The following is an 11,557-nucleotide window of genomic DNA, read 5'->3' as shown; positions in this document are numbered from 1 at the left end:
TGTTAATCTCCATCAGTGTCGGTGTAAGAAATTGTAACGCTTAAAGCTGAAGCTACGTCGGTTTTTATGGTAACCACCATCTGCTGATAGGCTAACCAAACATCCTGCAGCTTTGCCGGGTTAGTTTGTGCTATCGCACGAAAATCAGGTTCAAGTGCGCTGATCTTGGCTTCAGTGGCTTGAAATTGGTTGTTAAGTGTGGAGGCGATCGACGTACCATTTTTACGGTCCATAAAAATTACGTAATTATTCAGGCTACTACCGTTCTTACTAGTTATATATCCAGTTCCGTACCAGGCGGCCTTATATGCATTAAATGCTGCAAGGGCAAGAGCTTTGGAATGTATTTTCGAATAAACGCCTTCCACATTTCCCGGAAGGGCGGTGCCGGTACGCTGGCCTCCAGGAATGCCGAATTTAGCCTCGCGATTATGCATTTCGAGGTAGGGGAGGTAGGTATTATTGAATAACTCACCTAACGAACTTCCCCGATCAACCCCCGATGCATTAATAAAAGTCTGACGATAAGTACTATTCCAGGAGGTTAATACACTTTTGTTAAGATCATTAATCTTCTTTGCCAATGCATTTATAAAAAGCGATTTTGAAGAACTTGAAAAAGATGATATTATTTCCTGATCTGTTTTATTATTACCGTAAAGGAGGTATTCAATTGCAGGAAAGCCCTGGATTGATTTTTGGAACGGACTATTTAGGTCGTATGTGGCGCCATCAGAGATCTGGTCTATTTTTACAGCATCTGCCGGATAAGTATTAGCATGAGAAATAAAGTTCAGATTCATGGCGGGGCCAAAATTCCAGAGCGCAATTTTCTGCCATGCGACGTAAGCATCAAGCCAGGCTGTACGAGCTTGAGCTAAACCACCAGAGGTAGGATTTTGAGTAAAAGCCTGAATATTGCTTACCATCACGTCGGCTTTGGTCTGAAAATCGTTGTAGGAGGGAAGAATAAGGCTGTCGGCCATATTTATCAAAATAAGCTGACGATTAAATCCATCAGCCCCATTGTCGTCATTATTCGTCTTTTTACACGCGAAAATAATCAGGCTTAAAATCCCCGCTACCAACACAGTTCTTTTCATATTTCTTTATTTATGTTAAAATCAGCACGGTCGAAACCATGCTGATCTTGTTTTATATACTACTTAAACAGGCTGCTAGTAATCCTTCGAAGGATCAACTGAATACAGATTGGCTAACTGGGTTTTTACTGTTGCGATTTTTGTAGTGATATCGCCAGCCCAGAAGCCGTCGCCTGAAGTAAGTAAATTCATCCATTCTGTTGCTTTTGCAGCGCTAATTTTAGCAGAAGGAGCGTATTGTAAAGAGTAGATAAATCCAAGTCCTTCAGACAATTCGTGGAAAGCAGAGGCAAAGTTACCCGCGTCAATTTTCTTTTTCGATTCGCCTAAGTAATGTAAGGCTTTAGTCATGCACACCGTTTCAAAATTCTGTCTGATGATGGCTCTTTGCTTATCTCTTTCAGCATAATTTTTAGCAACTATAGCCGCACGGCCTGTACGGAATGCCTCGTAAGTTTTAGAAGCTATTTGGTTTGTAGCTTCAAGACCATAAAAATACCCACCCCAGTAACCACGATCTTGGGTTCCTTCAAACTTCAAGTCATTAACTTTTGTAAAATAACCATAAGCTTCATCCCATGAATGTTCCATGGTAGTATAATTCTTACCACTCTCTACATTATCGTTATTGATAAGCTTGGCATCGCTAAGGTAGTTGTTAACCGCCTGATCCATAAAACAAGCACCCATCAATGCTTTTTGAAATAGCTGCGTATATTCTACTCCTTTTTCGCTTACTAAATATTTAGAAGTGCCACCTTGAACTTGTATTACTCCTGCTTGATTTGGGCCTGCCGGAGAAGTTGAAGTACTAGCTGCTGCCGCGTCGGTCAAAATGGATTTGAACCAGGTGATAGTTGTTCCCTGATGGGCAACATGCGCTGCAGAAGCTGAAGTTTTATCGCTGAGCTTTTTTGAAGTAGCTGCATTTAATGTAGCGTCCGTAAATGGAGCATTGGTGTTCTCGTACATGTTGATCAACTTTGTAGAGTTCAGAACCGCACCGGTAGTAGCAGTCGATAGGTAAGTCGCAATTTCCTTCATCATGTTCTGGCGCTGTGTCTGACCACTGTAATCAACACTGGTAGCGCTGTTACGGGCAAAGTCGTACGTAGCAGGAACCTCTAATTTAACTTCTGGTTCAGGATTGTTTTTATCACAAGAGCTGAATATAACTGTGAATGCAATCGAGGCAGATAGTAGTAATTTTTTATGCATGTGAATTTTTATTTAGATTAATTATCGATAGCGCAAAATTAACCAGAGAATCGGTTTCTCCAAAATTATTTAGATTTTTTCTAAATAAAGACAAGTTGCGCTATTGTATTTGATTAACAGATAGTTAATACATAAAAAGCATGAAATTTGACAAGAGAACTCATGAGAGTTTCTGGCAACTTCCTTTATTGAGTCCGATTTCGGCGCGGTGTTCCTTCAGATACTATCCATATATACAAGACGTAGACTATCGTCGGTTCTAAAAGAGTTGGCTGAAATAGATCATGATTTATGTCTTATAATTAATATTATGTTAAATAGGCTGTTTAATCCCCTAATGCTTCTCTTCTCAAACTATTTTATATCAATATCGTTTATTCTGTAAGTATCATACGATTATGGAAACATCATATCATGAAAATTATACAAAACAGCTTCAACGCTTGTTAAATGCTGTAATTAAAAGCCACAGAAAATATTTGAAAGCTTCTGATCAGATAGAATCACAGGAATTTAAAGACCAGTTTCGCCGCTATACTAACGAACGCAGCCAGATTATCGCCGAACTTAAAGACGCAATTCACAAGTTAGGCGGTCAAACTCAAGACACCGCTGACGCGGAAGCTGCTGTTAATCATTCTGATCACGCAAAAACCGACGGTAAAAAAGACCAGTCGGTGCTTGAAGCTCTTCGGGCGTCTGAGCAGGAAACGCTCGATATTTACGATGAGGTATTACAGGGAAGTATTCTGGAGGAATTCGATCTGAAGACACTCATTATGAGTCAAAGACTCATCATAAACGAGGCCTACACCGAGTTGGACAAGAGATATTTCGAGCTCTTTAAGCTTAGTCAACCATATTAATACCTTATGAGGTCTATCTGGAAAGGCTCGATCGGCTTTGGACTGGTAAATATACCTGTAAAACTCTATTCGGCTGTTCAGAGTAGTTCTCTGGGCCTTGATATGCTCGACAGTCGCGATCATTCAAGAATCCGCTACCAACGGATAAATGAGAAAACAAGGAAGGAAGTGCCTTACGATAAAATTGTGAAGGGCTACCCTATTAACGATAATTACGTAATCCTTGAGGATAAAGACTACGAAGACGCAAGTCCGGAAAAAAGCAAAATGATTGAGATTGAGAGTTTCGTGAACATTGATGAAGTAAACCCAATGTATTACGAAACTTCTTATTATTCTGAACCAGAAACTCAGGGGCGAAAAGCCTACGCCCTGCTTCTGCAATCGCTGAAAAAATCTAAAAAAGCTGGTTTGGCCCGTTTTGTACTGCGAAGCACAGAAAACCTATGTATTATTCATCCGGTAGACAAAGTTATCGTCATTACTAAAATTCGCTTTGCAGAAGAGATTCGTTCGTCGGAAGAGATACTTACGCCGGATGACGTTTCTGTAAACAAAAAGGAACTTGATATGGGTTTGGCCCTGGTGAACCAATATAGCAGTAAATTCGAAATTGATAAGTTCAAAGATGAATACCATCATGAATTAATGAAAATTATCGAGGCTAAAGCCAAAGGAAAGCGTCCAACTATCAAAAAACTTAAACCACAGAAAGCGTCTGATGATAATCTGTTTGACCAACTGATGCAAAGCCTTAACACCAAGAAAGGAGCTTAGCCCATGGGCCTTACAGAGTATAATAAGAAACGTACGTTTTCCAATACTCCGGAACCGAAAGCCAACAAAAACACTTCTAAGGGTAGTTTACGCTTTGTTGTTCAAAGACATCACGCTTCCCGGCTGCATTATGATTTCAGGTTAGAACTGGATGGTGTTTTAAAAAGCTGGGCCGTTCCTAAAGGACCGTCGTTAAATCCGAAAGACAAACGGTTAGCGATGATGGTAGAGGATCACCCCTACTCGTATCGCACTTTTGAAGGGACAATCCCGGAAGGGAATTACGGCGCTGGTGTGGTAACCATCTTTGATGAAGGAACTTATGAAGCTATTGATGGCACTTCGGGCGAGACTGCTTTAAAAAAGGGCTTAAACTCCGGCGATTTGAAATTCCGGCTTCATGGCCGTATACTGAACGGTGAATTTGCCCTAATTAAACTTAAAAACAGTGAAGATAACGCCTGGCTGCTGATAAAACATAAAGACGAATTTTCTACGGATAAAAACTTTGATAGCGAAGAACTGGTTTCCGATAAAATTAAAAAAGAGGGCCTTGCACGCAAAACAAAAAAGCAATCAAATTCTGCTGCAATCGCTACAGAAAAGATTATCGAAAAAACGCCGGTTATTAAGGATAAACCATCTAAAGAAATTAGTTACAAACCTATGCTGGCTAAACTCTCGGCCGATGTTTTTGATGATGAACGATGGATTTACGAGAAGAAACTTGATGGTTACCGGGCTATTGCATATGCCGGCAGCGAAGTAAAACTGATATCGAGAAACGGCATTGACTTTAGTCATAAATATAGAAATATCATAAATGCGCTGAAGCAAATCAAAACCGATGCTGTACTGGATGGTGAACTGGTAGCCGAAGATGACAGCGGAAAAAGCGACTTCCAAAATCTTCAGAATTACGCTACAAAAAGCAAGCAGGTTACCCTAAAATATTATGCGTTTGATTTGCTCGCTTTAAATGGCCACGATCTTCGTCAGCTGGAACTGATTAAGCGAAAACAGCTTTTGAAGGTATTAGTTGAGCAACTCGCTAACCCCTTGATCATTTACAGCGAACATATTGAAAAAACAGGAATAAAACTCTTCGCAGAAGCTGAAGAAAACGGCTGGGAAGGAATCATTGCAAAAGATGGTTCAAGTACTTATGAAAGTAATAAGCGCTCTGACCGATGGCTTAAGTTTAAACTGCAAAATTCCCAGGAAGCCATTATAATTGGCTATTCCAAACCTGCAGGGAGCCGAAAGTATTTCGGCTCTCTGGTATTGGCTATGTATGAACAAAAAGAGCTCGTTTATATTGGAAATTGTGGCACCGGATTCAACGAAACCACACTAAAAGAAGTTTACAGCAAGATGAACGCTCTGGCGAGCGACACAAAACCAGTGCGGCAGAAGGTTCCGAACGAGCGGACAATTACCTGGATTATACCCGAGCTGGTTTGCGAGGTAACTTTTTCAGAATGGACCGGCGATAAACATTTACGGCATCCGGTTTTTAAAGGTTTGCGTTACGATAAAGGAAACAATGAAGTACAACAGGAGATTCCCGAAACATCCCGGGCACCCTCTAAGACTACCAGAATGAAAACAACGAAGGAAAAAGGCGCCAATTCAAACACGCAGGAAAGCCTCAATGATAAAGAAGAGGTTTACGGTAAAAAAACCCTTAAGCTTACCAACCTGAATAAACTATACTGGAAAAAAGAAGGAATTACAAAGGGGCAACTAATCGAATATTACCGGTCTGTATCCAACTATATCCTGCCCTTCCTGAAAGACCGGCCGCTTTCTTTGAACCGGCACCCTAACGGGATTGATGCGCCCAATTTCTTTCAGAAGGATCTGGATACCGATCAAATTCCGGATTGGATCCAATATCAGCCCATGTATTCCGAAAGCAACGATAAAGATATTGACTATCTGATCTGCAACGACCTCCCTACCCTTCTTTGGATGGCGAATTTAGGCTGCATCGAAATCAATCCATGGCTAAGCACCTACAAAAAGGCTGAAAATCCTGTTTTTGCAGTAATGGATCTCGACCCGAATGATGTAGATGATTTTACTGAAGTAGTACGGGTTGCATTAACAGCGAAAGAACTTTTAACCCAGATGGGAATTAAGCCATGGATAAAAACTTCCGGCTCGAGAGGACTCCATATATTTATCCATGTAGGGCAGCAGTATGATTACGATATAATCAAAGATTTTATACACTACCTGGGGCAAATGATCATGAAACATCATCCGGAAACCACCAGCCTGGAGCGCAGTCCTTCCAAAAGGAAAAACAAAATATATCTCGATTTTCTGCAAAACCGCAGAGGACAAACGATTGCGGCGCCTTACTCGGCCCGGCCAAAACCCGGAGCAACTGTATCAACGCCACTCGATTGGGACGAAGTGAATGAACAGCTAAACATAAAAGTCTTTACCATTTTCAATACCTTAAAACGAATTCAGGATAGTGGAGACCTCTGGAAAGATATCACAAAAGAAAAAACCGATCTGAAATCGGCTTTAAGTTCCATGAAATAAAAAGAGGCTGATTCAACGACGAATCAGCCTCTTTCAATATTATAGTAATCCCTTATAACGCTTTTAATCTTGCTTCCAGCTCAGCCACTTTAGCCTTGTCAGATTTTGCATGATAATATGAAATAAGGTTATTCAGCGCTAACTTTGATTTAGGATCTATCTCTGCTGCTTTTTGAAGATATGGTAATGCCTTATCAAACTCAGCAGTCGCTTTTTTCTTTGCTGCGTTATATTGAGCTAACTGCGCCGGGGTTAAAGACTTGCCAGAATACTGCTTGTTTGCAGCGTTGTATAAATCAATTCCACGGTTCATAATAAGGCTTCCTGCATTAAGGTAAGCTTCGATAAAATTAGGATCAACTGCAATAGCCTTCTTGTAAGCTTCTTCAGCCTTAGCAAGATCATTTAACGATCCGTAAGCGATACCCAGGTAAAACGGATAGAATTTATTGGTAGGGTTAGCCTGGATCTGCCCTTCAATTTTAGATATCACATCTTTATATTTTCCAGAGTTGATACTAAACTCTATCTCGCGAGCTACCAGTTGATTACTTTTTGGATATTTGGCGTATCCATCAGATAAGGTTTTAATAGCGGCTGCAGTATCTTTATTGGCGGCATGCGACTCGGCCAGGTTGGCATATACATCCGGCAAGAACGAAAAATTTGTACTCAATAATTCGTTGTAATGCTTGATGGCAGATTTATAATCCTTCACATTTTGCGCACTTGCACCGGCATAGTAAGCCGCAATAGTATCACCAGGGCTATATTCTAATCCCTTAACAAAATCAGGATACGAAGCCGCGTACTCTTTCTTGTTAAATGATTTGATCGCCTTAGTTAGATAATAAGTATATATTAATTGATTTGCTACGTTGATGTTGGCTTTATTTTCACCTTTTATATCTAACTCTTTTGCTTTTGCGAGAGCTGCTACTGCTTCTGTAAGAGCCGGAGCTGCGGCTGTAGAATCGAACAATGCCTTTTCTGCATAAATTAACGATCTGAAAGTCCATGTCGCAGGCTCCAAACTGGTTCTCTTGTGGACAGAAGCCTTATCAATTGCTTCCTGCGCTGCTTTTAAAGATGGCTTTGCAAGCGGAGGAGACTGTTTCAACTTCGTAAACTTGCCATACTCCGTTCTCGCAAGTTCAACCTCTGAGCTTTGCGCGTAGGTATTGATGGAAAGCATAACTACCGCTGTTCCTAAAATTAAAGACTTAAAGTTCATTGTTGTTTAGTTTAAGATAATTTGACTCAATTTATTTTTAACACGTTGTAATTCGAGTGTGTTTCCTGTGTGTGTATAAAGGATCATTAACGATTTCAAAACATTTACAGAATTTGGATTCAACTCTGCGGCCTGCACCAGATATCTGCGCGACTCGGCAAGCAGATCCCTGCTCTTATCCGATGCTTTCAAAAACGAATTTAGGTAAAGTAATCCTAACGCATAATTTCCTTCGTAATTATTCTGTTCCAAAGAAATAATTTTTTTATAATACTCTTCCGCCCGGTCCTTTTTACCGGTCATTTCAAATGAAAATCCGGCCAGATACAAAAGATTCAGATTGTCGGGCAAAAACTCCAAAGCATCGTCTACAAGCTTCGAAACAGTCTCGTAGGCTCCGTTATCAGCATAAGTATTCAATTCTTTAAAAAGCAAATCCTTGTTCCCCGGAAAGGCTTTTCTTCCCTGCTGGATAACAGAAAGTGCCTTAGAACTGTTTCGAGTTTGTTCGTAAAGATTTGAAAGAGCAAGATAATAATCAGAAAGAGAACGCTTATTGTCTGTAATCAAATAAGAATAATATTGGATGGCTTTATCGGTGTAGCCCAGCCTTTCACTTAAAACCGCCAGGTTATGCCGTAAGGGGAATTTGTCGGTGCTTAAAGAGTCTGCCCATATATACGCATTAAAAGCATCGCTATAATTCAAAGCTCTTGAAGCTTGTTTAGCCTTAATTATCCAGGCATTACTAAGTTGTTTGCGAATAAATTTGATCTCCGGCTCATGCACATCGTTGAGTTTGGGGCTTTTCAATCTTTCCAGAGAAAATAAAGCCTCATTTATCGGATCTTTAACGTATTTGAGTTTACGGGTAGAATCGGCATAAGCCAAAGAAGAATAAATCATCCCTCTGATAAGATTAACACGGTAGCTCATAGAATCGCGTTTGGTTTTATACGATTCGTCGATGTTCTTACGTGCCTTTTCTAAGGTCGTTATTTCGGGTTTTTGGGTATAGCGGGCGAAATTATTCGATGCTTCTTTAGTAAGCGTTTGTGCCTTCAAATTAAGGCACAAACACATACCAATAATGCTTAAAAGTAACTTATACATTAGAAGAGTTTACTTCTTTAACGAATCATCCTCCTCATCAGTATCGTCATCTTCGGGATCTGATGCTTCAGACAAGTCTGACGACTTCAATTCGTCAATAACTTCTTCATCGGTTACAGCTGGCTCTGAAGACTCGAATCCTTCAGTTTCTAAAACACCATCCGCTTCCAATATCGCTTCCGCATCCTCCAGAACTTCGTCTTCATGCTCAACCTTAGCTACAGATGCAATTTCGTCGTCGCCTTTCAGATTGATTAAACGCACCCCTTGTGTTGCACGTCCCATCACCCGAAGCTCACTTACAGCAATCCGGATAACGATACCCGACTTGTTGATGATCATTAAATCATCCTTATCAGTTACATCTTTAATCGCGATCAGCTCACCGGTTTTATCTGTTACATTAATGGTTTTAACACCCTTACCTCCCCTGTTCGTAATGCGATAATCCTCCAGGTCGGTACGTTTACCGTATCCTTTTTCAGAAACCACTAAAATTGTAGATTCCGGATCGTTCACACTGATCATACCAATCACCTCATCTTTATCATGAGCAAGCGTTACTCCGCGAACTCCGGTGGCTGTACGTCCCATTGGTCTAACAGTTGATTCATTGAAGCGAATGGCACGTCCGGAACGTAAAGCTACAATGATTTCGCTGCTGCCATCGGTTAAGTTAGCCTCGAGTAATTGATCGCCATCGTTAATGTTAATAGCATTGATGCCATTAGAACGGGGGCGGGAATATGCGGCCAGTGAAGTTTTCTTTATAGTTCCTTTTTTGGTACACATGATAATAAAGTTATTATCAAGGTATTCCTGGTCTCTTAAATTCTTAACCTTAATGTAAGCCTTTATCTTTTCCTCCTTAGGGATATTGATCACGTTTTGTATCGCCCTTCCTTTACTTGTTCTCGATCCCTCCGGAATTTCATAAACACGTAACCAGAAACAACGGCCCGCCTCGGTAAAGAACAACATGTAGTTGTGATTTGAGGCGATTATTATATGTTCAATAAAATCAGCATCACGCGATTGAGAACCCATCGAACCTTTTCCACCTCTTCCCTGCGTACGATATTCGGTTAAAGGTGTACGCTTGATATAGCCTTCATGCGAGATGGTGATTACAACTCCTTCATCTTCGATGAAATCTTCCATGCGCATGTCTTCTGCCGAGTGAACAATTGACGTTCTGCGCTCATCGCCGTATTTTTCTTTAATTTCGCTAAGCTCATCTTTGATGATCTGCATTCTTAAGCCTTCATCAGCTAAAACAGACTTCAAATACTCGATGGTTTTCATCAATTCAGCAAACTCTTCCTTGATCTTGTCGCGTTCAAGTCCTGTTAAACGACGAAGCGTCATATCCAGAATTGCCCGGGCCTGAATGTCGGATAAACCAAATGCTTCGATCAAACCAGTACGCGCATCTTCAGGAGTGTCCGAGCTGCGTATCAGTCTAATAACCTCATCCAGATGATCTAGAGCTATAAGTAAGCCTTCCAGAATATGAGCACGCTTCTCAGCCTCAGCTAATTCAAATTTTGTCCTGCGCACAACCACTTCATGACGATGGTCCACAAAATGCCTGATGATATCTTTCAGGTTCAGCATCATCGGTCTTCCATGAACCAGCGCGATACTGTTGATGCTAAACGAGGTTTGTAAAGCAGTGTATTTGTAAAGGTTATTCAGAACGATCGAAGCATTTGCGTCGCGTTTAATTTCATAAACAATACGCATACCGTCACGGTCTGACTCGTCGCGTATCTCAGAAATACCTTCAAGTTTTTTCTCATTTACCAATTCGGCGGTACGTTCAATCATCATCGCCTTATTCACCTGGTATGGAATTTCATTTACGATGATACGCTCGCGGTCGTGACCAAAGGTTTCAATTTCTGCTTTTGCACGAATAACGATACGCCCTCTTCCAGTCTCATAGGCGTCTTTTGCGCCAGAGTGTCCGTAGATAATACCACCTGTTGGAAAATCGGGAGCTTTAATGTGCTGCATTAATCCTGATATCTCGATTTCTTTATCGTCGATATATGCAATGGTAGCATCAATAACCTCATTAATATTATGCGGTGCCATGTTAGTCGCCATCCCCACAGCAATACCCGAAGCACCGTTCATCAACAGATTAGGAATCTTCGAAGGAAGTACCGTAGGCTCTTCCAACGAGTCGTCAAAGTTTAACTGGTAATCAATTGTGTCTTTATTGATATCAGCCAGCATCTCTTCGGCAATACGCTTCAGGCGCGCTTCGGTATAACGCATCGCCGCCGGACTATCGCCATCAATCGAACCAAAGTTACCCTGCCCGTCAACCAAAGGATAACGTAAACTCCAATCCTGAGCCATACGCACCATGGTATCGTAAACAGACGAGTCGCCATGCGGATGGTATTTTCCGAGTACATCTCCCACAATACGCGCCGACTTTTTATGAGCCTTTCCGCTGGTAACACCTAAATCAAGCATACCATAAAGAACACGGCGATGCACCGGCTTCAAACCGTCCCTTACATCAGGTAAAGCACGGGAAACAATCACCGACATCGAATAATCGATGTACGCGGCTTTCATTTCTTCTTCAATATTTATTAGAATTATTTTGTCGTTAGGGGAGTTTTGATCTTCCGTTTCGTCGGCCATTGTTTGATTTTCCTTTTGTGAAA

The 11,557-nt window shown here is 41.1% G+C and carries 8 protein-coding genes; 3 read left to right on the top strand and 5 right to left on the bottom strand.

Going from position 1 to position 11,557, the window contains the following annotated elements:
- Positions 1-2 precede the first annotated feature (2 nt).
- Both J3P43_RS17740 and J3P43_RS17735 read right to left on the bottom strand, forming a co-directional pair.
- Positions 3-1,103: an imelysin family protein gene (locus J3P43_RS17740; RefSeq protein ID WP_255904943.1), complete on the bottom strand. Its 1,101-nt coding sequence runs from the start codon at positions 1,101-1,103 to the stop codon at positions 3-5.
- Between the two features lie 75 nt (positions 1,104-1,178).
- Positions 1,179-2,321, bottom strand: a complete 1,143-nt coding sequence (locus J3P43_RS17735; protein WP_255904941.1) for a DUF4856 domain-containing protein — start codon at positions 2,319-2,321, stop codon at positions 1,179-1,181.
- 398 nt (positions 2,322-2,719) lie between these two features.
- Between J3P43_RS17735 and J3P43_RS17730 the strand changes: the two genes are divergently transcribed.
- The 3 genes from J3P43_RS17730 to ligD are packed head-to-tail and all read left to right on the top strand — an operon-like array spanning position 2,720 to position 6,523.
- Positions 2,720-3,187, top strand: coding sequence for a DUF2383 domain-containing protein (locus J3P43_RS17730; protein ID WP_255904939.1), 468 nt, complete (start codon positions 2,720-2,722; stop codon positions 3,185-3,187).
- Positions 3,188-3,193: 6 nt separating this feature from the next.
- A complete protein-coding gene (gene ku, locus J3P43_RS17725; protein WP_255904937.1) occupies positions 3,194-3,964 on the top strand; it encodes a non-homologous end joining protein Ku in 771 nt (256 codons plus the stop codon).
- Positions 3,965-3,967: 3 nt separating this feature from the next.
- The gene (gene ligD / locus J3P43_RS17720; protein WP_255904935.1) at positions 3,968-6,523 is read left to right on the top strand and encodes a DNA ligase D; all 2,556 of its coding nucleotides are present in this window, start codon (positions 3,968-3,970) and stop codon (positions 6,521-6,523) included.
- A gap of 52 nt (positions 6,524-6,575) precedes the next feature.
- On the opposite strand, the gene J3P43_RS17715 is transcribed toward ligD, so the two are convergent.
- From J3P43_RS17715 to gyrA, 3 genes are read right to left on the bottom strand one after another with little or no spacing between them, the layout of a single operon-like run.
- Entirely contained in the window at positions 6,576-7,757 is a 1,182-nt protein-coding gene (locus J3P43_RS17715) for a tetratricopeptide repeat protein (RefSeq protein WP_255904932.1), read from the bottom strand.
- 6 nt (positions 7,758-7,763) lie between these two features.
- The gene (locus J3P43_RS17710; protein WP_255904930.1) at positions 7,764-8,870 is read right to left on the bottom strand and encodes a tetratricopeptide repeat protein; all 1,107 of its coding nucleotides are present in this window, start codon (positions 8,868-8,870) and stop codon (positions 7,764-7,766) included.
- A 9-nt stretch (positions 8,871-8,879) separates the two neighbouring features.
- Complete coding sequence (gyrA, locus tag J3P43_RS17705) at positions 8,880-11,534, bottom strand: DNA gyrase subunit A (RefSeq protein ID WP_255904928.1); 2,655 nt, start codon at positions 11,532-11,534, stop codon at positions 8,880-8,882.
- Positions 11,535-11,557 lie beyond the last annotated feature (23 nt).

Source organism: Paradesertivirga mongoliensis (genome assembly GCF_024436395.1).
GTDB classification, from domain to species: Bacteria; Bacteroidota; Bacteroidia; order Sphingobacteriales; family Sphingobacteriaceae; genus Paradesertivirga; species Paradesertivirga mongoliensis.
Note: the sequence above shows the minus strand (reverse complement) of the source record. Positions and strands in the feature narration are given on the sequence as shown.

Coding starts and splice junctions, on each gene's coding strand:
- J3P43_RS17715 (WP_255904932.1), bottom strand. CDS start 7,757: ATGAACTTTAAGTCTTTAATTTTAGGAACAGCGGTAGTTATGCTTTCC.
- gyrA (WP_255904928.1), bottom strand. CDS start 11,534: ATGGCCGACGAAACGGAAGATCAAAACTCCCCTAACGACAAAATAATT.
- ku (WP_255904937.1), top strand. CDS start 3,194: ATGAGGTCTATCTGGAAAGGCTCGATCGGCTTTGGACTGGTAAATATA.
- J3P43_RS17735 (WP_255904941.1), bottom strand. CDS start 2,321: ATGCATAAAAAATTACTACTATCTGCCTCGATTGCATTCACAGTTATA.
- J3P43_RS17730 (WP_255904939.1), top strand. CDS start 2,720: ATGGAAACATCATATCATGAAAATTATACAAAACAGCTTCAACGCTTG.
- J3P43_RS17710 (WP_255904930.1), bottom strand. CDS start 8,870: ATGTATAAGTTACTTTTAAGCATTATTGGTATGTGTTTGTGCCTTAAT.
- ligD (WP_255904935.1), top strand. CDS start 3,968: ATGGGCCTTACAGAGTATAATAAGAAACGTACGTTTTCCAATACTCCG.
- J3P43_RS17740 (WP_255904943.1), bottom strand. CDS start 1,103: ATGAAAAGAACTGTGTTGGTAGCGGGGATTTTAAGCCTGATTATTTTC.